Source organism: Pseudomonas sp. 67(2021) (assembly GCF_017491835.1).
In the GTDB taxonomy this organism is placed as follows: Bacteria; Pseudomonadota; Gammaproteobacteria; order Pseudomonadales; family Pseudomonadaceae; genus Aquipseudomonas; species Aquipseudomonas atacamensis.
This window is the reverse complement of record NZ_JAFGYL010000021.1, coordinates 55079-77399: the sequence shown is the minus strand read 5'-3', so window position 1 is coordinate 77399 and position 22321 is coordinate 55079. Positions and strand designations below refer to the sequence as shown.

Below are 22321 nucleotides of genomic sequence, written 5' to 3'. Positions count from 1 at the left end.
GTATCAGCCCTGATTGAGCAGTTGACGCAAATCGATCACCGCAGCGTTGGCCCGGGAAATGTAGTTGGCCATGACCAGCGAGTGGTTGGCCAACACGCCGAAACCGCTGCCATTGAGGATCATCGGGCTCCACACCGGCTCTTGCGAAGCCTCCAGCTCACGGATGATCTGGCGCACGCTGACGGTGGCGTTCTTCTTCGCCAGCACATCGGCGAAGTCGACTTCGATGGCGCGCAGCAGATGCGACAGTGCCCAGGCCTGCCCGCGTGCTTCGTAGAACACGTTGTCGATCTGCATCCACGGGGTTTCCACGACTTCTTCGTCAACCTGCGGCACTTCGCCGACCGCCGGAACTTCGGTCTTCAGCGCAGTATTGAGCTTGACCCGGCCGACACTGGCCGACAGGCGTTGCGACAGCGAACCGAGACGGGTACCGACATCGCCCAGCCAGTTGTTGAGGTTGTCCGCGCGCGCATAGAACAGCGCGTTTTTCTGATTCGGATCCGACAAGCGCGACTGATAGCGGCTCAGGGAGTTGATGCCTTCCTGGTATTCCGACTCGCTGGACGGCAGCACCCAGCTCTTGTTGTCGAAGTTGAAGCGCGGTTCGGCCTTGGCCAGATCGGCGTCTTCGGCGGACTGTGATTGCGAACGGGCAAAATCCTTGCGCAGGGCGCGGGTCAGGTCACGCACCTGCACCAGCACGCCATATTCCCAGCTCGGCGTGTTGTCCATCCACAGGCCCGGCGGGAAACGGTCATTGGAAATGTAACCGCCCGGCTTGTTGAGCAAGGTGCCGGCAACGGTCTTCAGGGTTTCGACCGTGGTGTAGCCGACCACCATTTGCTTGCCCTCTTTCTCGGCAGCCACCTGGGCGTTCTGCGCCACCGGAAACAGATCCGGTTCCTGGCTCCAGTACCAGCCCAGCGCGATGGTGACCAGCAAATACAGACCGACCACTGTGGCCAGCGCCCGGCTGAACAGCAGCCCGCCAACATAGCTGCGGGTGGCCGACTTGGGCTCGGCGGCACGTTCAGGCGCGCTGCCCGCGCGGTTTTTCCAGTCCAGCATGGCGATATCCTTTCAATCACTTGGGTTCAACGGTTCGACCACAACCATACAACAACGTGCCAAGGCCGGGCACCCGTCGCTAACGATAAGCCGCAAATGGTGCGGCCCGATGACGCTTCGCGACACACTAAGGGATTCCCTGATAGGGCAACGCCAGCAACGCAGTGAACTCTGATCCGGGTTCGGCCCGAGCAGCGATGTACAAATTCCCGACTGTTCTGCCCTGCCCTTCAAGTCAAGCGTCCGGATTTCGGGCATCTGACTGACCTGCAAGTGCATGAGAAAACCACCCGGTCAGAAACTGAATCGTGTCGTCCAGCAGATTATTGACGTACGACACTCGTCTAAGGGAAAAGAGGTGCTAGCATAGAGCCACCAGTCGATCTCAGCATGCACCCTAACTAGTAGTCAGGATATGACCGAGCCAGAAGACCCCAGCCGTGAGCGTCTCAAGCACCACTTTGCCCAGCGGGTAATTCATCAGGCACGTCAGATTCTTGAGATATGGCAGCGCCTGCAACGTAGCGAGTGGTCCACCGTCGATCTCGCCGAACTGAGCGAGGCGAATCTGCGTCTGCTGCGTTTTGCCGAGCGTTTCGAACAGCCGGAACACACTCAGTTGGCGCACCACATCAGCCAGTCGCTGCAAGCGGTGGATGCCAACCGTGGGCGCCTCAGCAGCGGCCTGATCACTGATCTGAATCGCTTGATGCAGCGCCTTTCGCGCACCGGCCTGCGCCATGGTGATCAGCTCGACCAGACGTTCCTGCCGCCGCTGCGCAAGCCGATCTACGTGATGTTGCAGGATCACGACCGCGCCGAACGCCTGGCCAAGCAACTGGAATTTTTCGGTTTGAGCGCACAGGCACTGGACAGCGTGGCCGCGTTTCGCTCGTCGATGGTCGAGCGCTTGCCCGCGGCGATTGTCATGGACGTGGATTTCAGTGGCCCCGGCATCGGCCTGAAACTCGCCGCCGAAGCTCAGGTCGGCCTCGAAGAACCCCTGCCACTGCTGTTCTTCAGCCTGCACGAAACCGACACCCCTACCCGCCTCGCCGCCGTGCGCGCCGGCGGTCAGGAATTCCTCACCGGCACGCTCGAAGCCTCGAGCTTGCTGGAAAAAATCGAAGTGCTGACCTGCGTCGCTCAGTACGAGCCCTATAAAGTGCTGATCATCGACGACTCGCGCGCCCAGGCCTTGCACACCGAGCGCCTGCTCAACAGCGCCGGGATTGTCACCCGCACCCTGATCGAACCGATTCAGGCAATGGCCGAACTGGCGGATTTCCAGCCGGACCTGATCATCCTCGACATGTACATGCCGGCCTGCACCGGCACCGAGCTGGCCAAAGTCATCCGTCACAACGACCGCTACGTCAGCGTGCCGATCATTTACCTGTCGGCCGAGGATGATCTGGACAAGCAGCTCGACGCCATGAGCGAGGGCGGCGATGACTTCCTGACCAAGCCGATCAAACCGCGACACCTGATCACCACCGTGCGCAACCGCGCCGCGCGCGCGCGCAATCTCAAGGCGCGGATGGTTCGCGACAGCCTCACCGGCCTGTACAACCACACGCACATCCTGCAATTGCTCGAAGACTGCTCGTTCCGCGCCCGCCGCGAGAACAAGCCGCTGAGCTTTGCCATGCTCGATATCGATCACTTCAAACGGGTCAACGACAGCCACGGCCACCCCATGGGCGACCGTGTGATCAAGAGCCTGGCGCTGTTTCTCAAACAGCGTTTGCGCAAGACCGACTTCATCGGTCGTTACGGCGGCGAAGAGTTCGCCATCGTCATGCCCGACACCGATATCGACGCGGCGCATAAAGTCCTCGACGAGATTCGTCAGCGCTTCGCCGAGATTCATTACCCGGCGCAGCCGCAGGATCTGTGGTGCACCTTCAGCGCCGGCGTGGTGGAAATGTGCGATGACTCCGACAGCCTGATGATGGCCAGCCAGGCCGACGAGGCGCTGTACCGCGCCAAAGGTGCCGGACGCAATCGGGTGCAGACCGCGCGGCAGTCAAAGCAAAGTGCCACTTTTTCATCGGAATCCACTGATTCGGTCATAACCTTGTAATGGAACCGCAATAAATTCAGGCGCTTACCATTTCTGCCATTGGTAGCCGTCATGCGCCTGAAGTTGCTCACCAATCTCAACACTCTGCTGCTGGTCGCCGTCTGCGTGGCCCTTGGCGCCACGCTGTGGTGGTCGCAAAAAGCCCTCGAACGTCCGTATCTGTTGATGGAGCGTTACCTCGGGCTGTCGCAACAATTTCAGAATGAAGTGGCGCGCAACATCGAGGATTACCTCGCCAGCGGTGACGCGCTGCGCCTGAGCAGCGCCGCCCAGGCCATCGACAGCGTGCACAAGCAACTGGGTGAGCTGCCCCCGGCGCTGGCCGACAGCGTGCAGCCAAGCCTGTCGAGCCTTGATGAATTCAGCAAAACCGACCTGCTCGCCGCCGGCAAACTGGCCGGCGATCCGCAGGCGCTGCTGTTGCAGGCCGAACGCGAACTCAGCGCCAGCCTCGACCAGCTCAACACCTACGCCAATGGCAACGCCGCCTACCTCGCACCACTGCTCGCCGCATCGCAGCATCTGGGCAAACTGTCGCTGGCGCGGGACAAACTGGTCAGCAGCGGGCGCAGTGAACTGGCTGCCGATGTCGAGCGTGAAGTGAGCAACATGCGTGCTCAAGCCGAGGCCATCGATGCCCTGCCCTTGCTCGGCGTGGTCGCCAGCAACGAATCGAGCAGTGACGATTTCGCCGCGTTGATGGGCATCGAGAACACTGATAAAGCCGCCGCCGAAGATGCCGGTGTCGCCCTCAAACGCGAACTGAACAGCTTGCTTGGCCGCTATCCGGCGGAACTGGCGCGCACCCGCGAGCAGATCCAGAAACGCGCCGACCTCAGCGCCGCCACCCACGACAAAATCGCCAGCGTGCAACACGCCATCGCCGGCCTCGAACCGGTGGTGCGCGCGCAACATGGGCAGATTCAGGGCGAAGTGCGCCTGATGCAAGGTGTGATGATCGGCCTGATTCTGCTGATCGCCCTGCTCATCGATACCTTGCAGCGGCGCCTGGCCCGCACCCTGACCAACCTCGCCCCGGCATTGTCGACTTGGGCCGAGGGCGATTTCAGTCGCGACATCCAACTGGGCAAGACCAATCGCGAATTGCACGACATCGAAGCGTCGCTCAATCGCTTGCGCGCCTATCTGGTGGATCTGGTCGGCACCATTCGCGGCAACGCCGAGCAAGTCGCAGGCAGCAGCCGCACCCTCGCCGAACTGAGCAATGACCTGCACAGCGGCGCCGAGCATCAGGCCGGCGATACCGCGCTGATTCGCGACTCGCTGGGTGAACTCGAGGCGACCATTCAGCAAGTGGCCGGCGATGCCCGGCAGGCTGCGGACGCCAGCCGTCATGCCGGACTGGCCGTCGAGCATGGCCAGACGGTGATCGGCCAGAGCCTGACCGGGCTGCATGCTTTGGTCGGTGAGGTTCAAGGCAATGCGCAGATGATCGAACATCTGGCCGAAGAGTCGGCAACCATTGGCGGCGTACTGACGGTGATTCGTTCGATTGCGGATCAGACCAATCTGCTCGCCCTGAATGCCGCGATCGAGGCGGCCCGCGCCGGGGAGATGGGCCGTGGTTTCGCCGTAGTCGCCGAGGAAGTGCGCTCGCTGGCACAACGCACCGCCGGGGCCACGGCGGAAATCCAGACGCTGATCGCCGGCCTGCAGACCGCCGCGCGGCAATCGGTCGAAGGCATGCGCGCGCAGGTCGAACACGCCGAAGCCACGGCCAGTCAGGCGCAAGCGGCGGACGGTGCATTGGACAAAATCGTTGGCGCGATCCAGACCATCGCCGACACCGCCGTGCGCATCGCCGATGTCACCGCGCAGCAAAGTGGCGCGGTCAGCGAGATCCGTGATCACAGCGAGCGCATTCATCAATTGGGTGGGGATAACCTGCTGCGCATCGGCCAGGGCCGCGAACAGGGCGAGAACCTGTTGGTCCTCGGCGGCCAATTGCATACGGCCGTTCAGGCCTTCCGCGTCTGACATACCACCTTCGCGAGCAGGCTCGCTCCCACTTTGGAATGCATACCCCTGTGGGAGCGAGCCTGCTCGCGAAGAGGCCCTTGCCAACATCGCGAATGACCGGATCAGCTCACCCGGTCACAAATTTCGCGCAAACATCGCCCATCGTGCCGCCTATTGCATGGAACTGGACAGTCACAAAGGCTTTGCGGCATAGTCGCCGGGTTCTGACGACTGCTCATTGATAACAAGGACAACGCAGATGGCAACGCTACTGGTGCTGCATGGCCCCAACCTGAACCTGCTCGGCACCCGGGAACCGGGGACCTACGGGTCGACGACCCTGGCGCAGATCAATCAGGATCTGGAGCGGCGCGCCCGTGAAGCCGGCCATCATCTGCTGCACCTGCAAAGCAACGCCGAGTACGAATTGATCGATCGCATCCACGCTGCACGCGGTGAAGGCGTGGACTTCATTCTGATCAATCCGGCGGCTTTTACGCACACAAGTGTCGCATTACGTGACGCGCTGCTGGGAGTGAGCATCCCATTCATCGAAGTGCATTTGTCCAACGTGCACAAGCGCGAACCTTTCCGCCATCACTCCTACTTCTCCGATGTAGCGGTAGGAGTGATCTGCGGCCTTGGCGCCAGCGGTTACCGACTGGCCCTGGAGGCCGCACTAGAGCAGCTTGAACACCAAGCTATACGCCCCTGACCGACCCTTGGGAGTTGATGATTCATGGATATCCGTAAAGTTAAGAAACTGATCGAATTGCTGGAAGAGTCCGGCATCGACGAGCTCGAGATCAAGGAAGGCGAAGAGTCCGTACGCATCAGCCGTCACAGCAAGACCCCGGCGCAGCAGTACTACGCGCCAGCCCCGATGCAGGCTCCGGCCGCTGCCCCTGCTGCCGCGCCAGTCGCTGCCGCTGCTCCGGCTGCCGCTGCTGCACCCGCGCTGAACGGCACCGTTGCCCGTTCGCCGATGGTCGGCACCTTCTACCGCAAATCTTCGCCAACCTCGCCAGCCTTCGTTGAAGTCGGCCAGACCGTGAAGAAAGGCGACACCCTGTGCATCGTCGAAGCCATGAAGATGATGAACCACATCGAAGCTGAAACCAGCGGTGTGATCGAATCCATCCTCGTCGAAGACGGCCAGCCGGTTGAGTACGACCAACCGCTGTTCACCATCGTTTGAACCGCGGAGAGCCTTTGATGACTGCGAAGTTGGAAAAAGTTCTGATCGCTAACCGCGGTGAGATCGCCCTGCGGATTCTGCGTGCCTGCAAAGAGATGGGCATCAAGACCGTCGCCGTTTACTCCAAGGCCGACAAAGAGCTGATGCACCTGGGTCTGGCAGACGAATCCGTCTGCATCGGCCCGGCGTCCGCCGCTCAGTCTTACCTGCACATTCCGGCCATCATCGCTGCCGCTGAAGTGACCGGCGCTACCGCCATTCACCCAGGCTACGGTTTCCTCGCGGAAAACGCCGATTTTGCCGAGCAGGTCGAGAACTCCGGCTTCGCCTTCATCGGCCCGAAAGCCGACACCATTCGCCTGATGGGCGACAAGGTATCGGCCAAGCACGCGATGATCGAAGCAGGCGTACCGACCGTTCCAGGTTCTGACGGCCCGCTGCCGGAAGACGAAGAAACGGCGCTGCGCATCGGTCGTGAAGTCGGCTACCCGGTGATCATCAAGGCCGCCGGCGGCGGTGGTGGTCGCGGCATGCGTGTGGTGCACAAGGAAGAAGACCTGATCGCCTCGGCGAAACTGACCCGCTCCGAAGCAGGCGCGGCGTTCGGCAACCCGATGGTCTATCTGGAAAAATTCCTCACCAACCCGCGCCACGTCGAAGTGCAGGTACTGTCCGACGGCCAGGGCCACGCCATCCACCTGGGCGACCGCGACTGCTCGCTGCAGCGTCGTCACCAGAAGGTTCTCGAAGAAGCACCGGCACCGGGCATCGACGAGAAAGCGCGCCAGGAAGTATTGGCTCGCTGCGTCAAGGCATGCATCGACATCGGCTACCGGGGCGCCGGTACTTTCGAGTTCCTCTACGAGAACGGCCGTTTCTACTTCATCGAAATGAACACCCGTGTTCAGGTGGAGCACCCGGTTTCGGAGATGGTCACCGGTATCGACATCGTCAAGGAGATGCTCAGCATCGCCGCTGGCAACAAGCTGTCGTTCACTCAGGATGACGTGGTCATCCGCGGTCACTCGCTGGAGTGCCGGATCAACGCTGAAGATCCGAAGACCTTCATGCCGAGCCCGGGCACGGTCAAGCATTTCCACGCCCCAGGCGGCAACGGCGTTCGCGTCGATTCGCACCTGTACAGCGGTTATGCCGTGCCACCGAACTACGACTCGCTGATCGGCAAGCTGATCACTTACGGCGCAACCCGCGACGAAGCCATGGCACGCATGCGCAATGCCCTGGACGAAATCGTGGTCGACGGGATCAAGACCAACATCCCGCTGCACCGTGACCTGGTTCGTGACGAAGGCTTCTGCAAGGGCGGTGTGAACATTCACTACCTCGAGCACAAGCTGGCCAAACAGTCGTAAGGCTGAAGCGGCATGAAAAACCCGATCCCTGCGGATCGGGTTTTTTTATGCCTGCAACAAACCCATCAGAGCATTACCGTGGAGAACGCCTGCTGCTCGACCATTGCGGCGGATGCCCGCAGGCCGGCATCATCGACCACCGCTCCTGCGGCGTTTTCATGTAACGGCCTGCGGGTGAACCGTCTCGTAAAGTGTCGGGCACGTACCGAGAGCCCGTCCTTGGCATAGCTCGATCTGGCGATAAGCGGGTCGTACAGCCTGCCAATCTGACCAGAGGAATGCTTGAACACTCTCGAGACTCCATTGTTCAGATTCAGCACCACGCCATAGCTGTTGCCCAGGCACGACGAGTACGACCAGTAATCCCAGGTCGGCTGCAGGCCCTGTTCGCGCAACACGCGCCTGACCGGACCGCCGATGTCAGCGCCCGCCGACAGCCAGTCGCCACCTACCAGCGTGGCGCGAATGTTCTGCGGTGCGCCCCCCAGACGCTCCAGCACCTGCGTGACACTTCGCTCGATCAACGGGCGAATATTGTGATCAAAATGAATGACCGCCCCCACCCTTGTCGTCGGGTTATACAGCGAGGCGATGACGCAACTCTGCGCATTCAACGAAAACAGATAGTTATCTGGCGATCCGGGACGAAAATGCGCCACCACCGCTTCGCCCTGCAGCGCGCCGCGGTTCAGCACGGGCTTGACACCTCCAGGAAAAGCATCATTCAAATCGCTCACGCGCCCAAGGTTGCGCACGTTGCCACCCGTGAGCCCGACCCTGGCGTGTGTCCACTTGCCCCCCGGAGCAAGCCGAATCGGTTGCTGATAGATGGCGCTCGGGCGACGAGTGTCGACCAGGCTCAGCCCACCAAAATGCGGATTTTCCCTGACCAGAAAGTACTTGCCTCTGTTGCGAATGTAATAGGCCGGTTGCGGCTGCGCAGCGCTGGGCGGACTGCGCCATGTGCCGAAAAAGACGCCTTCTTCGGTCACCCTTTGCAAACGCTCGGGCGCCTTGCTGACGGCCTGCCTGGCATGGAAGCGTACTTCCCGGATCGCCGGCAGTACTTCCCTGCGCAGCGGAGCCACGGTGTTCAGACGCTCTGACAACAACGAGGCCGGCCGCGTGGTGTGCTTCAGACTTCTGGCCGCACCGCCCAGCCACTTGATCGCACTGCCGGCGCCGACCATAGCGAACAACGCGCCCCACGACGCCTCCAGCCAGTGGCCGAGCGCGCCATCGACGTCACCCTCCAGATGCGCAGCGACCGCCTGACCGGCGCTGACGGCGATGAACACGACATCGAGCAGCAAGGCAAACGGAGGGAACACCATGCAAAACGGTGCAGCTGCAAACATCAGCCCCTTGACCACTTGGCGTTCGATCATTTGCGCGCGGCTGGTGGTGATGTCCTGCACATCCGTGACCGCGCGCTCGATGTACGCGTTGAACTCGCTGCGTGCGTCAATCAGGCGCTGCGCTTCGTACAGTGTATCGACGCGTTGTTTTTTTGCCGCAATCGCATACAGGGTGCGCGACACGATGCTGCGGGCGGCAACCGGCGTACGCGCCATCAAGTAGTCATGCAACGCGCCCGCGATGTCGCCGAACAGCGACTGATACGCACGCACCACAATGCCGTCGGGCGCATCAGGCGTGTACAGCCACCAGGACGGCTCGGGGTTGAACGAGGTCAGGACATAAACCCCGAGCACGACGTGATGGCGCACGGTGAACCTGAACACGCCGTCACTTTCAACCATGCTCGCGCCGGGAAAAGGCGTATCCGGCGCTGGCACCTGGCTCAACAGAGAGACCTGACGGACCAACGCTGAATACACCGCGTCGCTCAATCGCGCCTGACTTCTGGCCACGCGCAAATCCCGGTCCATCTTTGACAGCAGCACGTTGCGGTAGGCAAAACGACGCGGTTCGTAGGCAGCATCACGCGGGTCGAGATATTTGCCACGGATCTCGCTGGCGTATTTTTCACCCAGCCACGCCCGGCGCAGATACAGCGCCAGATCGGCGCTGCGCACCTGGCTCAGATCCTGGCCAACCGACGATCGCACGCCTTTTTTCGGATGTTCGATGCCGGAGTTGTCATCGTAGCCGTGAATGGCCAGGTCGAGCAGCGTGGCTACCTGCTGCTTCCTGCGGTCAGCGACGCCAGGGTTGTAATCGATCAACACGGTGGCCGGATCGACCGGTTCCAGCACGTTCTTGCTGCGCATATAGGGCGTGATCGCTGCGGCAACCGTGCGCCTGGCGAAATCGACGAAAACCTCGAAACCGCCCAGCAGCTCGTTGAACACCTGCTGATGTACGATCAGTTCCTGATTCAGACTGCTGATGCGCCGGCGAGCCTCGAGCCCGAGCGTCGTGTACCAGCGCAGCGAGTTGTCCTGCTCGACCCGCTGCAGGTTGTTTGCCAGGCCCATTTTTGCAGCGGCTTCGACGCATTCGGTGAACGGCAGGGGCGCTCGGCGAAGGTCACTCTGCATGCCCCAGAGAGCGGGGCTGGCCGCAGCGGCCAACAAATAATCCCGTGCAGGGTGATGTGCAGCCGGCGAAAGCTGCTGCAACAGATACTCACGACCGGATTCGCTCTGCGTCCAGCTCCACACTTCGCCGGTCAACGCCGCGATCGAAGGCAACCGGACCCACTCTTGACCGTCCGGCTTGTTGGGCGCGTACAGCACCAGATTATTCACCGTTTGCTCAGTCTCTGCCTGGTAGAACACCAGAAGATCGGCGCATTGCATGCCGTTGGGCAGTGTCAGTGCGGCCACTTGCAACGGTTTGTTTGTAGCGTGCCCAGTCCACATCTGCTCGAGACGCTCATGGTCGGAGTCCGACAGATGAGCTGCGCAACGCGCGACGAATGCGCTCTGCCGAAGCCGTGCGGCAAACCAGTCGACAAGTGCCTTTTGCACCTCTATACGCTGGTACTGTTCGGCGAGAACGCGCAGGTAATCCGCCGGATAATCCTGCTCCGCCAGCATGTCGACAATGAATGTCGGCTTCAGTGACTGGTTGCGCAATGGCGCAGGACTGCTGATCTCCAGTACCGCTGCGAAGTCCTGCCCGATCGGCCCGCATGCCAGCAGGTCACTGAGGCTGCGATTGTGGGCCGGCTCACCGACCGCCGAGCGCCATCTGAGCCGCACGTCGATCCGGTCCGGTTCAACCGTCATGTCGAGCTTGAGCTGAATGTATTCGATGGCCTGCTGGCGGGCAAAGTCGCGCAACGAGCCGTAGCCCAGCAGCAGGTCATCAAGTGCTGCCTGGGCCAGTGAGGTCTGCTCCTGATAATCACGCAACAAGGCGCGATCCGGCTCCTTCAGCGCCTTCATCCATGACGGCAGTTGCGCGAAGGAATGGGCCTCGAGAATCTTTTTCTCTGCACCGGTTGCCAGGGCAGTCAATCGATACCGACGTGTGCTGCGGGCCTGAACCCGGTCGATTTTGCTGCGCAATCGATCCAGTGTCAGGCCAGCCAGTTGGTCACGGCGCAACAGCAACTCGATGTCTTTCATATAGCGCCGCAGCTTGCGTTTGATCAGGCGATCGAACAACGCCTCCCGCCCTTTTGTCGCCCAATGTTCTCGCAGGTATTTTTTGTACTGGTCGAGAAAATGCAACGAAACGCTATCCACCGTCCGGATCACATGCTCATGACGGCTGGACGGCAAACCGGGATCGGCGCCCCCAGGCCAGCGAAATGGCGCGTCCTGGAGCGCCAGGAACATGACTGGCCGGCCGTCGATAAGCTTTTGCAAAATGGCGTCAAGCAGGGCAACCACAAAGCCCGGGGCGAAATGACCGTCCGGGTAATGCCTGCGCAGTTCAGTCAATGCGAAATGCTCCAGCGCCTCGAGCAACGTCATCTGGCTGTTCAAGCGCTTGTCGATCATCACCTGCCAGCGCGTGATGCGCAGCAGGATCTCCTGCACCGACCCCGTAGACGCAGCGGCTATCGGTGGTTTTTCTTCTACAGTCCCTTGTTGATCCGCCATGTCGTCCAGCCTTTTGTCGCGTAGAGATGAGCGCTCACTCTATTTGCCGACAAAAGTGCTCAGGCCATACATATGTATATCGCGGCCGCGAATGTGTAACAGCCAAGCGGTGTGTCCACTTTGCCGGCGACCTGGCGTAAACTGCGCGCTTTTGCAGCTTCGGGCTGCCCCACAGATTTTCAAAGGTGCCCGCCATGCCTTGGCTGCAAGTCCGTCTCGCCATCACCCCGGAACAAGCCGAAACCTACGAGGACGCATTCCTCGAAGTCGGCGCCGTGTCGGTGACTTTCATGGACGCCGAAGACCAGCCGATCTTCGAACCGGAACTCAACACCACGCCGCTGTGGTCGCACACCCACTTGCTGGCGCTGTTCGAAGGCGGTACCGAACCGGAACCGGTGCTGGCCCATCTGGAATTGCTGACCGGCAGCCCGTTGCCCGAACATCACAGCGAAGTGATCGAAGATCAGGACTGGGAACGCAGCTGGATGGACGGTTTCGAGCCGATGCGTTTCGGCCAGCGCCTGTGGATCGTGCCGAGCTGGCACGCCGCACCCGAGCCTGACGCAGTCAATCTGCTGCTGGACCCGGGCCTGGCGTTCGGCACCGGCACCCACCCGACCACCGCACTGTGCCTGGAATGGCTCGACGGTCAGGATCTGAAAGACTGCCACGTGCTGGATTTCGGCTGTGGCTCGGGGATTCTGGCGATTGCCGCCCTGCTGCTCGGCGCCAAGGAAGCCGTGGGCACCGACATCGACGTACAGGCACTGGAAGCCTCGCGCGACAACGCCGGGCGCAACAACATTGCCGATGAGCTGTTCCCGCTGTACCTGCCCGAGGATCTGCCGCAGGTTCCGGCCGACGTACTGGTGGCCAATATTCTCGCCGGCCCGCTGGTGTCGCTGGCACCGCAGCTGTCCAGCCTGGTCAAGAGCGGTGGGCGCCTGGCGCTGTCGGGCATTCTCGCCGAGCAGGGCGAAGAAGTAGCGGCAGCTTATGCGCAGGACTTCGAGCTCGACCCGATCGCCAATCGCGACGGCTGGGTGCGCATCACCGGGCGTCGGCGCTAAAATGACCGCTTGCCTGAACCGGATCGCCGCATGACCGACAGTTTCGTCACCCAATGCCCGCATTGCCAGACCAGTTTCCGCGTCAACCATGCTCAGTTGAGCGTGGCGCGCGGCGTGGTTCGTTGCGGCTCCTGCCTGCAAGTGTTCAATGCCGCCAAGCAGCTGCTCGAGCAACATTCCGGCAAGGACACGGTGACGCCGCTCGCACCAGCGCTGCCTGAAACGCCCGCGCCTGTCAGCGATTCTGCGGTCGTCGAACAGATCCCCGCGCCGCGCGCCATCAGCCAGAAGCAATGGAGCGCGTCGGAACTGGATCTGGACAGCCTCGATCTGGACGAAGAACTCGCCCGCCTCGAACAGCGCGAAATCCAGCCGGCCGCCGAATTCGGCCGTACCCGCGAAGAATCCTTGAGCGCCCGGCGCGACAGCGCGGAACCGGACGAAGGCACATGGTCCGACAGCCTGTTCAGCGAGCCTGCCGATGAGCGCAGCGCAGCCCCGGATGTCGAGCCGGATGTCGACGGCATCGAAACCCTCGAACCCGAGCGCACCGAACCCTCGTTATCACTGGAACCGGTGGATCTGGATGACGAGCCGCCGATCCCGCAACTGCGCCTGCACGATCCGATTGACCCGGCCGCCCGCCGCGAACGCTTCTCGGCCAGCGACGACAGCGATGACGACGATCTGCCGTTGATCACTTCGCCGCGCAAAAAACGCGAACGGGCAGAGCCCGGCGTGCGCGCCGAGGTCCTGCAGGATCTGACCGACGACCCGCTGCAACTGGACTGGCAGCAACGCCGCTCGCCCTGGGGCCGGCGCCTGCTGTGGCTGGTGCTGGTGGCATTGGCCGCCGGCGGTCTTGCCGCTCAGTACATCTCCTATCATTTCGAGGAACTGGCGCGGCAGGATCAATACCGACCATGGTTCCAGCAGATCTGCCCGCAGATCGGCTGCACCGTGCCGTCGAAAGTCGATATCGGCAAAATCAAGAGCAGCAACCTGGTGGTGCGCAGCCATCCCGAGTTCAGCGGGGCGCTGGTGGTCGATGCGATCATTTACAACCGGGCGACGTTTTCCCAGCCGTTCCCCTTGCTCGAACTGCGTTTTGCCGACCTCAACGGTCATCTGATCGCCAGTCGTCGCTTCAAACCCGGCGAGTACCTGAGCGGCGATCTCGAAGGCCTCGCGGAAATGCCGCCGCAGACGCCGATCCACATCGCCCTGGATATTCTCGATCCGGGGCCGAAAGCGGTGAATTACAGCCTGAACTTCCACTCACCGGAATGAACCGCTTCAGCGTTTCCCGATTGACGGCATTTTTCTGACTGATCGCGGCCGACCAAACCGTTGGCGATAACAGAATAACTGTTCAGATTTTGTTCAATTCAGCCTTTAACCAGTCATCGAGAGCGGGTATCATGCCCACCCTTTTTCGAACTCTCATGATCCGGCCCCACTTCAGGGAAGTCCTATGTCGGCGGTACGCATCGGCCCATATACATTGCAGAACGGTTTGATTCTCGCCCCGATGGCGGGCGTCACCGACCAGCCCTTTCGTCAGCTGTGCAAGCGTCTGGGCGCAGGGCTTGTAGTCTCGGAAATGGTCACCAGCGACATGAGCCTGTGGAATACCCGCAAGTCGCGCATGCGCATGATCCACGAAGGCGATCCCGAGCCGCGCTCGGTGCAGATTGCCGGTGGCGACGCGCAGATGCTGGCCGATGCGGCACGGGCCAACGTTGAACTGGGCGCACAGATTATCGATATCAACATGGGTTGCCCGGCAAAGAAGGTCTGCAACAAGGCCGCCGGCTCCGCGTTGCTGAAAGACGAAGCACTGGTGACCGAGATCCTGCAGGCCGTAGTGGCCGCGGTTGATGTGCCGGTCACCCTGAAGATCCGCACGGGCTGGGATCGCGAGAACAAGAACGGTCTGAACGTGGCGAAGATCGCCGAACAGGCCGGGATCACAGCGCTGGCCGTACATGGCCGTACGCGCGCCGATCTGTACACAGGGGAAGCCGAGTACGACACGATTGCCGCGATCAAGCAGGCGGTGTCGATCCCGGTGTTTGCCAATGGCGATATCGATTCGCCGGAAAAGGCCCGATACGTGCTTGATGCGACCGGTGCCGATGGCCTGCTGATAGGCCGTGCCGCTCAAGGGCGGCCATGGATTTTTCGCGAGATCGATCACTTCCTGCGCACCGGCGCGAAATTGCCCGCGCCGGAACTGAGCGAAGTGGAACGCATCCTGCTGGAGCATCTGGCTGCCCTTCACGCCTTCTATGGCGACGTGATGGGCGTGCGCATTGCCCGCAAGCATGTGGGCTGGTATCTCGCAACCTTGCCGGGCGCCAGGGAGTTTCGCGCCCGTTTCAATCGTTTGGATGGTACGGAAACACAATGCGCCGACGTTCGGGAGTTCTTCGCCGAGCGTTACAAGAGCCTGACAGGGGACGAAGAAGGGGTGGCCGCATGACGATGATGACCGAGACTTTAGTGAGTGGAACAACACCCGTGAGCGACAACGTGAATTTGAAACAGCACCTCAACACGCCGAGCGAAGAAGGCCAGACCCTTCGCGGGAGTGTCGAGAAGGCGCTGCACAATTATTTCGCCCACCTTGAGGGCGCGTCCGTCACGGATGTGTACAACCTGGTGCTGTCCGAAGTCGAGGCGCCCCTGCTCGAAAGCGTGATGAACTACGTCAAGGGCAACCAGACCAAGGCCAGTGAGCTGCTGGGACTGAACCGCGGCACGCTGCGCAAGAAACTCAAGCAGTACGATCTGCTGTAAGCATTCAATCAAACCAGAAAGGCGCCCGCGTAAAAAACGGTCGCCTTTTTTGCTGACTTCCTTTGCTTTTGATGGAAATTGAGATGACCGACCAGACTACCCGCCTGCCGATCCGCCGCGCCTTGATCAGCGTTTCCGACAAGACCGGGATCCTCGAATTCGCCAAGGAGCTCGAAGCTCTGGGCGTCGAGATCCTCTCCACCGGCGGAACGTTCAAGCTGCTGCGTGACAACGGCGTTGCCGCAGTGGAAGTCGCGGATTACACCGGTTTCGCCGAGATGATGGACGGTCGGGTGAAAACCCTGCACCCGAAAATCCACGGCGGCATCCTCGGTCGTCGCGGTATTGACGACGCGATCATGAACGAGCACGGCATCAAGCCGATCGATCTGGTAGCGGTCAACCTGTACCCGTTTGAAGCGACCATCAACAAGCCAGGCTGCGACCTGCCGACCGCCATCGAGAACATCGACATCGGCGGGCCGACCATGGTCCGTTCGGCAGCGAAAAACCATAAAGACGTGGCCATCGTGGTGAATGCCAGCGATTACGCCAACGTCCTGGAAAATCTCAAGGCCGGCGGCCTGACCTACGCTCAGCGTTTTGACCTGATGCTCAAGGCCTTCGAACACACCGCCGCCTACGACGGCATGATCGCCAACTACATGGGCACCGTGAACCAGGCCGCTGAAACCTTGAGCACTGAAGGTCGCAGCGAATTCCCGCGCACCTTCAACAGCCAGTTCATCAAGGCTCAGGAAATGCGCTACGGCGAGAACCCGCACCAGAGCGCGGCGTTCTACGTGGAAGCCAAGCCTGCCGAAGTCGGCATCGCCACCGCGACCCAGCTGCAAGGCAAAGAACTGTCGTACAACAACGTCGCCGACACCGACGCTGCGCTGGAATGCGTGAAGAGTTTCGTCAAGCCAGCCTGCGTGATCGTCAAGCACGCCAACCCGTGCGGCGTGGCGGTCAGCCCGGACGCTGAAGGCGGCATCCGTCAGGCTTACGAACTGGCCTACGCCACCGACACCGAGTCGGCGTTCGGCGGCATCATCGCTTTCAACCGTGAACTGGATGCCGAGACCGCCAAAGCGATCGTCGAGCGTCAGTTCGTTGAAGTGATCATTGCCCCATCGGTCAGCGAAGAAGCCCGTGCCATCGTTGCCGCGAAAGCCAACGTACGCCTGCTGGCCTGCGGCGAGTGGTCGGCTGAGCGCGCCGCTGCCTGGGACTACAAACGCGTCAACGGTGGCCTGCTGGTGCAGAGCCGCGATATCGGCATGATCAGCGCCGACGACCTGAAAGTGGTGACCAAACGCGCACCGACCGAACAGGAAATCCACGACCTGATCTTCGCCTGGAAAGTCGCCAAGTACGTCAAATCCAACGCCATCGTCTACGCCAAGAATCGCCAGACCATCGGTGTCGGCGCCGGCCAGATGAGCCGCGTCAACTCGGCCCGCATCGCCGCGATCAAGGCTGAGCACGCCGGTCTGCAAGTAGCCGGTTCGGTCATGGCGTCCGACGCATTCTTCCCGTTCCGCGACGGCCTCGACAACGCGGCCAAGGTCGGTATCACTGCGGTGATCCAGCCGGGCGGTTCGATGCGTGACAACGAAGTGATTGCTGCTGCTGATGAAGCCGGCATCGCAATGGTATTCACCGGCATGCGCCACTTCCGTCATTGAAGCAGCCGCAAGTTTCAAGCTGCAAGCTGCAAGAAAAAGCTGATCTGAGTCGCTTTCCCTTGCAGTTGCAGCCTCACTTAACTCAGAGCCACAAGCTGCCATCTGGCGCGATGCATACCCGCCCTTACTTGCAGCTTGTAGCTTGCAGCTTCTCCGAAGGAGTCTCTCTTTGAATATTTTGATCATTGGCAGCGGTGGCCGTGAACACGCTCTGGCCTGGAAAGTGGCTCAGGATCCGCGTGTGCAGAAGGTTTTCGTTGCACCGGGCAACGCTGGCACTGCCACTGAAGCCAAGTGCGAGAACGTCGCCATCGACGTGCTGGCGCTGGAGCAACTGGCTGACTTCGCCGAGAAAAACGTTTCCCTGACCATCGTCGGCCCGGAAGTGCCGCTGGTGGCTGGCGTGGTCGATCTGTTCCGCTCCCGTGGCCTGGACTGCTTCGGTCCGACCGCCGGTGCTGCGCAACTGGAAGGCTCGAAAGCCTTCACCAAGGATTTCCTCGCCCGCCACAAGATCCCGACCGCCGATTACCAGAACTTCACCGAGATCGAGCCGGCCCTGGCTTATCTGCGTGAGAAAGGCGCGCCGATCGTGATCAAGGCCGATGGCCTCGCTGCTGGCAAAGGCGTAATCGTCGCCATGACCCTGGCCGAAGCCGAAGACGCCGTGCGTGACATGCTCGCCGGAAACTCGTTTGGCGACGCCGGTTCGCGCGTGGTGATCGAAGAATTTCTCGACGGCGAAGAAGCCTCGTTCATCGTCATGGTCGACGGCAAGAACGTGCTGCCGATGGCCACCAGCCAGGACCACAAACGCGTCGGTGACGGCGACAGCGGCCCGAACACCGGCGGCATGGGCGCCTACTCCCCTGCCCCGGTGGTCACCGCCGAGGTGCATCAGCGCGTGATGGACCAGGTGATCTGGCCGACCGTGCGCGGCATGGCCGACGAAGGCAACGTCTACACTGGTTTCCTCTATGCCGGTCTGATGATCGACAAGGCCGGTAACCCGAAAGTCATCGAGTTCAACTGCCGCTTCGGCGATCCGGAAACCCAACCGGTGATGCTGCGTCTGCAATCGAGCCTTGTGCTGCTGGTTGAAGCCGCATTGGCGCAAGCGCTGGACAAGATCGAAGCACAGTGGGATCCGCGTCCGAGCGTTGGCATCGTTCTGGCTGCTGGCGGCTACCCGGGCGACTACGCCAAAGGCGCAGCGATCAACGGTCTGGACGCGGCGGCAGGTCTGGAAGGCAAAGTCTTCCACGCCGGCACCGCACTGAAAGACGGTCAGGTCGTTACTGCCGGTGGTCGTGTACTGTGTGCCACTGCCATGGGCGCCACCGTCGGTGAAGCTCAGCAGCAGGCCTACAAACTTGCCGCTGCCATCGACTGGGAAGGCTGCTTCTACCGCAAGGACATCGGCTACCGCGCCATTGCCCGTGAACGCGGCGAAACCCAGGAGTAAGCGATCCATCAGGCCCGGCGCGGGATGCCATTCCTCGCCGGGCTGTTCGGTCGTCGCGCATCGTTATATTCTGGCATCAACCTACGAAGGGATTTCGCCGTGCGCTGGCTCAGGATTGCCATAAGCTTCACCGTCACGCTGATGACCTTGCTCTGCATGCTCCCGGCCCAGGCCGCGCAAGGCAGTGGCTGGTCGGTATTGCTTGACGATCAGGGCATCCTGCAACTGAGCGACATCCGCTCCGCTCGCTACACCAATCAATTCAGCCCCATCGAGCTTGATCGCCTGACCGCGGCCGAACCCGAGGGCGCCCTGTGGCTGCGCTTCAAACTGGCGCCGGGCAAGCACGAACAAGTGCTGCGCATCTTTGCCCCCGATCTGTCCCAACTCAATCTCTACGTGCTCGACGGCGACCGGCTGATCGAGCAACGCAATACCGGCAACGAACGGCCGCAGGCGGAACATCCGTTGCCGAGCAGCGATTTCATGCTGCCGCTGCCCCAGGCTGACAAGCCGCTGGACGTCTACGTACGCATGGTTTCCGGCCATCAGCTGCGCCCGCACATCACCCTGCAAGCGGCAATCGAAGGCGCCGCCGATCAGAAGCAGACGCTGATTTTCGGCCTGCTGTTCGGCTGCCTCGCCATGCTCCTGCTGCACAACCTGGTGCGCTACGCCTACTCGCGCTCGCGCAGCAGTCTGTGGCTGGCGATCTGTGAGGGCCTGCTGGGGCTGAGTCTGTTCCTGTTGCTCAACCTCGCCGGTCCGTGGCTGCCAAACTGGCAAGCCATTCAGACGCCGGGCGCTTATCTGGCATTGCTGCTGACGGCTCCAGCCGGTTTGATGTTCGCCCTGCGCTTCTTTGCGCCACTGGGCCAGCACGCGCTGAACAAACTGCTGTGGGGCGACATCCTGTTGATCGTCACGTGCAGCCTGTTGCTGCTGTTCGTCAACACCTTGCCGCTGAACATCATCACTTACGCCCTGGTCGCACTGGCCGGCCTGAGCATGTTGCTGGTGGGCTTCTATCACTGGCAAAAAGGCTACCGCCCGGCGCGTCTGTTCGTCGCCGCCATGGTCGTGTTCAACATTGGCACCCTGGTTATCCTGCCGGCGCTGCTGGGGCTGACACTGGTTACGCCGCAAGGCCTGATCATGACGCTGATGGTGTTCATCTGCATCAGCGGCCTGCTGATGAGCATTGCCTTGGGCGAGCGACAGCGCAGCATCACCGAAAGCCGTTTCAGCATCAGCCGCGACCTCGCGGCAAGCAACGCCGAAATCAACGCCAAAGCCGAATTCCTCGCCAAGATCAGCCACGAAATCCGCACACCGATGAACGGCGTACTGGGCATGACCGAGCTGCTGCTGGGCACGCCGCTGTCGGTCAAGCAACGCGATTACGTGCAGACCATCCACAGCGCTGGCAACGAACTGCTGACGCTGATCAACGAGATCCTCGACATCTCCAAGCTCGAATCCGGGCAGATCGAACTCGATGACGTGCAGTTCGACCTCAACGCCTTGATAGATGATTGCCTGAGCATCTACCGGGCCAAGGCCGAGCAACAGAACGTCGAGCTGATCAGCTTCATCCAGCCGCAAGTGCCACGGGTAATCAGCGGCGATCCGACGCGCCTGCGCCAGACCTTGCTGAGCCTGCTGGAAAACGCCCTGAAGAATACCGAAGAAGGCGAAGTGCTGATCGTCGTTGCCCTGGACGAGCGCAGCAGCAAACCGCGCCTGCGCATTGCCGTGCAGGACAGCGGCGTACCGATGGAGCCGGAAGAGCGCGAGGCGCTTCTGCACGCCGAGCTGCACAGCAAGCACTTCCTCTCGGCCAATCGCCTGGGCGGCAATCTCGGCCTGGTGATTGCGCGCCAACTGATTCGTCTGATGCAAGGCGAGTTCGGCATCAAGAGCGGCGCCACCCAGGGCAGCACTTTGTGGCTGACCTTGCCACTGGACCCGGATCGCCTCGAACATCCGACCTCCGATCTGGACAGCCCGCTGCAGGGCGCGCGGGTGCTGGTGGTCGACGATAACGACACCTGCCGCAAAGTGCTGGTACAGCAATGCAGCGCCTGGGGCCTGAATGTAAGCGCCGTGCCGTCGGGCAAGGAAGCGCTGGCGCTGCTGCGCACCAAGGCGCACCTGCGCGATTACTTCGACGTGGTCCTGCTCGACCAGAACATGCCCGGCATGACCGGCATGCAACTGGCAGCGAAGATCAAGGAAGACCCGAGCCTGAACCACGACATTCTGCTGATCATGCTCACCGGCATCAGCAACGCGCCGAGCAAGATCATTGCGCGCAATTCCGGGATCAAACGGATTCTGGCCAAACCGGTGGCCGGTTATACGCTCAAGACCACGCTGGCGGACGAACTCAATCAACGCAACAAGGGCCAGGTGGTGTTCCAGCCGCAGGTCGTTACGGCGGCCACAGCGGCCAAGGTGCCGAGCGACTTCCGCATCCTCGTCGCCGAAGACAACACCATTTCGACCAAAGTGATTCGCGGCATGCTCGGCAAGCTCAATCTGCAACCGGACACCGCGAGCAATGGCGAAGAAGCGCTGCAAGCGATGAAGGCCCAGCGTTACGACCTGGTGCTGATGGACTGCGAAATGCCGATCCTCGATGGCTTCTCCGCGACGCAGCAACTGCGCGCCTGGGAAGTCAGCAATCAGCGCATCCGCACACCGATCGTCGCCCTCACCGCGCACATTCTCGCCGAACATAAAGAACGCGCCCGCCAGGCCGGCATGGACGGGCACATGTCCAAACCGGTGGAGCTGTCGCAACTGCGTGAACTGATCGAGCATTGGGTCGCCGAACGCGATCAGCAGAACCGGGCCACGACCCAGCCGTCGTAAACCGACAGATTGTCCGGTGCCTGATAGACTCCCCCCGACTCCATCGCCAGTGAGCTTGCATCATGCTCCATGTGTTGTTCAGCGTTTATCTGAAGATGCTGGTGCTCTACAGCCCGTTCTTCGTGTTGTCCTGCTTTATCAGCCTGACCCGTGGCTATTCGCGCAAGGAACAGCGGCGTCTGGCGTGGAAGGTCGCCCTCGCCACACTGATTTCCAGTGTTCTGCTGTATTTGTTCGGGCGGGTGATTTTCGATGTCTTCGGCATCACCGTGGACGCCTTCCGCATCGGTGCCGGCAGCGTGTTGTTCATTTCCGCGCTCGGCATGGCTCAGGGCAAACCGGCGGTGCAGGCCGACAATGTGCAGCAGGACGTGACCATCGTGCCGCTGACCATTCCGCTGACGGTCGGCCCCGGCACCATCGGCGCCTTGCTGGTGATGGGCGTCAGCCAGCCGCACTGGGACGACAAGCTCACCGCAATCATGAGTATTGCGCTCGCCAGTTTCACTGTCGGTGTGGTGCTGTACCTGTCCAATCGCATCGAGCGGATTCTCGGCGATCAGGGCTTGCAGATTGTCAGCCGCTTGATGGGATTGTTCGTTTGCGCGCTGGCAGCGCAAATCATCTTTACCGGTGTGAAGGGTTATCTGGTGCCTTGAGCATTGTCGCAGTGCAACCGCCACAAC

General features: G+C 61.3%; 15 protein-coding genes. 13 read left to right on the top strand and 2 right to left on the bottom strand.

From position 1 onward, the window contains the following. Positions 1-3: 3 nt before the first annotated feature. Complete coding sequence (locus J5M66_RS22210) at positions 4-1071, bottom strand: DUF2333 family protein (protein ID WP_207809465.1); 1068 nt, start codon at positions 1069-1071, stop codon at positions 4-6. Between the two features lie 415 nt (positions 1072-1486). Here J5M66_RS22210 and gcbA point away from each other — a divergent pair, with 415 nt between their 5' ends. The 5 genes from gcbA (at position 1487) to accC (ending at position 7708) form a co-directional block, all read left to right on the top strand. Next, entirely contained in the window at positions 1487-3157 is a 1671-nt protein-coding gene (gene gcbA / locus J5M66_RS22205) for a diguanylate cyclase GcbA (protein ID WP_016771860.1), read from the top strand. A 51-nt stretch (positions 3158-3208) separates the two neighbouring features. Further along, entirely contained in the window at positions 3209-5155 is a 1947-nt protein-coding gene (locus J5M66_RS22200) for a methyl-accepting chemotaxis protein (RefSeq protein WP_207809468.1), read from the top strand. Positions 5156-5396: 241 nt separating this feature from the next. Continuing rightward, the gene (gene aroQ, locus J5M66_RS22195) at positions 5397-5852 is read left to right on the top strand and encodes a type II 3-dehydroquinate dehydratase (RefSeq protein WP_016771861.1); all 456 of its coding nucleotides are present in this window, start codon (positions 5397-5399) and stop codon (positions 5850-5852) included. 24 nt (positions 5853-5876) lie between these two features. Next, positions 5877-6335 carry an acetyl-CoA carboxylase biotin carboxyl carrier protein gene (gene accB, locus J5M66_RS22190; RefSeq protein WP_016771862.1) on the top strand — a complete coding sequence of 153 codons (459 nt, stop codon included), beginning with the start codon at positions 5877-5879 and terminating at the stop codon, positions 6333-6335. Positions 6336-6352: 17 nt separating this feature from the next. After that, a complete protein-coding gene (gene accC, locus J5M66_RS22185; protein WP_024011424.1) occupies positions 6353-7708 on the top strand; it encodes an acetyl-CoA carboxylase biotin carboxylase subunit in 1356 nt (451 codons plus the stop codon). Positions 7709-7773: 65 nt separating this feature from the next. Here the strand turns inward: accC and J5M66_RS22180 are convergent, their stop codons facing one another. Further along, the gene (locus tag J5M66_RS22180; protein WP_207809470.1) at positions 7774-11727 is read right to left on the bottom strand and encodes a type III effector 1; all 3954 of its coding nucleotides are present in this window, start codon (positions 11725-11727) and stop codon (positions 7774-7776) included. A gap of 194 nt (positions 11728-11921) precedes the next feature. Between J5M66_RS22180 and prmA the strand changes: the two genes are divergently transcribed. From prmA to J5M66_RS22140, 8 genes are all read left to right on the top strand, one after another. Next, positions 11922-12800 carry a 50S ribosomal protein L11 methyltransferase gene (prmA, locus tag J5M66_RS22175; protein ID WP_110644940.1) on the top strand — a complete coding sequence of 293 codons (879 nt, stop codon included), beginning with the start codon at positions 11922-11924 and terminating at the stop codon, positions 12798-12800. A gap of 30 nt (positions 12801-12830) precedes the next feature. Beyond that, complete coding sequence (locus J5M66_RS22170; RefSeq protein WP_207809472.1) at positions 12831-14090, top strand: DUF3426 domain-containing protein; 1260 nt, start codon at positions 12831-12833, stop codon at positions 14088-14090. Between the two features lie 184 nt (positions 14091-14274). Next, positions 14275-15285 (top strand): tRNA dihydrouridine synthase DusB, encoded by a 1011-nt coding sequence (dusB, locus tag J5M66_RS22165; protein ID WP_123443900.1) that lies wholly within the window; start codon positions 14275-14277, stop codon positions 15283-15285. Next, positions 15282-15602: a DNA-binding transcriptional regulator Fis gene (gene fis / locus J5M66_RS22160; protein WP_002555375.1), complete on the top strand. Its 321-nt coding sequence runs from the start codon at positions 15282-15284 to the stop codon at positions 15600-15602. Before dusB ends, fis begins: the two co-directional genes overlap by 4 nt. An 83-nt stretch (positions 15603-15685) precedes the next feature. Beyond that, the gene (purH, locus tag J5M66_RS22155) at positions 15686-17293 is read left to right on the top strand and encodes a bifunctional phosphoribosylaminoimidazolecarboxamide formyltransferase/IMP cyclohydrolase (RefSeq protein ID WP_110644938.1); all 1608 of its coding nucleotides are present in this window, start codon (positions 15686-15688) and stop codon (positions 17291-17293) included. Positions 17294-17462: 169 nt separating this feature from the next. Continuing rightward, on the top strand, positions 17463-18758 hold the full coding sequence (purD, locus tag J5M66_RS22150) for a phosphoribosylamine--glycine ligase (protein WP_207809474.1): 1296 nt from the start codon (positions 17463-17465) through the stop codon (positions 18756-18758). Between the two features lie 99 nt (positions 18759-18857). After that, positions 18858-21635, top strand: coding sequence for a hybrid sensor histidine kinase/response regulator (locus J5M66_RS22145; RefSeq protein ID WP_207809476.1), 2778 nt, complete (start codon positions 18858-18860; stop codon positions 21633-21635). Between the two features lie 62 nt (positions 21636-21697). Continuing rightward, the gene (locus J5M66_RS22140) at positions 21698-22294 is read left to right on the top strand and encodes a MarC family protein (protein ID WP_016771870.1); all 597 of its coding nucleotides are present in this window, start codon (positions 21698-21700) and stop codon (positions 22292-22294) included. Positions 22295-22321: the final 27 nt, after the last annotated feature.

Excerpts from the sequence above, each read along its gene's own strand:
- J5M66_RS22200 (WP_207809468.1), top strand. The coding sequence starts at position 3,209 with ATGCGCCTGAAGTTGCTCACCAATCTCAACACTCTGCTGCTGGTCGCC.
- prmA (WP_110644940.1), top strand. The coding sequence starts at position 11,922 with ATGCCTTGGCTGCAAGTCCGTCTCGCCATCACCCCGGAACAAGCCGAA.
- dusB (WP_123443900.1), top strand. The coding sequence starts at position 14,275 with ATGTCGGCGGTACGCATCGGCCCATATACATTGCAGAACGGTTTGATT.
- J5M66_RS22140 (WP_016771870.1), top strand. The coding sequence starts at position 21,698 with ATGCTCCATGTGTTGTTCAGCGTTTATCTGAAGATGCTGGTGCTCTAC.
- J5M66_RS22210 (WP_207809465.1), bottom strand. The coding sequence starts at position 1,071 with ATGCTGGACTGGAAAAACCGCGCGGGCAGCGCGCCTGAACGTGCCGCC.
- fis (WP_002555375.1), top strand. The coding sequence starts at position 15,282 with ATGACGATGATGACCGAGACTTTAGTGAGTGGAACAACACCCGTGAGC.
- gcbA (WP_016771860.1), top strand. The coding sequence starts at position 1,487 with ATGACCGAGCCAGAAGACCCCAGCCGTGAGCGTCTCAAGCACCACTTT.
- accB (WP_016771862.1), top strand. The coding sequence starts at position 5,877 with ATGGATATCCGTAAAGTTAAGAAACTGATCGAATTGCTGGAAGAGTCC.
- aroQ (WP_016771861.1), top strand. The coding sequence starts at position 5,397 with ATGGCAACGCTACTGGTGCTGCATGGCCCCAACCTGAACCTGCTCGGC.
- J5M66_RS22180 (WP_207809470.1), bottom strand. The coding sequence starts at position 11,727 with ATGGCGGATCAACAAGGGACTGTAGAAGAAAAACCACCGATAGCCGCT.
- purH (WP_110644938.1), top strand. The coding sequence starts at position 15,686 with ATGACCGACCAGACTACCCGCCTGCCGATCCGCCGCGCCTTGATCAGC.
- J5M66_RS22170 (WP_207809472.1), top strand. The coding sequence starts at position 12,831 with ATGACCGACAGTTTCGTCACCCAATGCCCGCATTGCCAGACCAGTTTC.
- accC (WP_024011424.1), top strand. The coding sequence starts at position 6,353 with ATGACTGCGAAGTTGGAAAAAGTTCTGATCGCTAACCGCGGTGAGATC.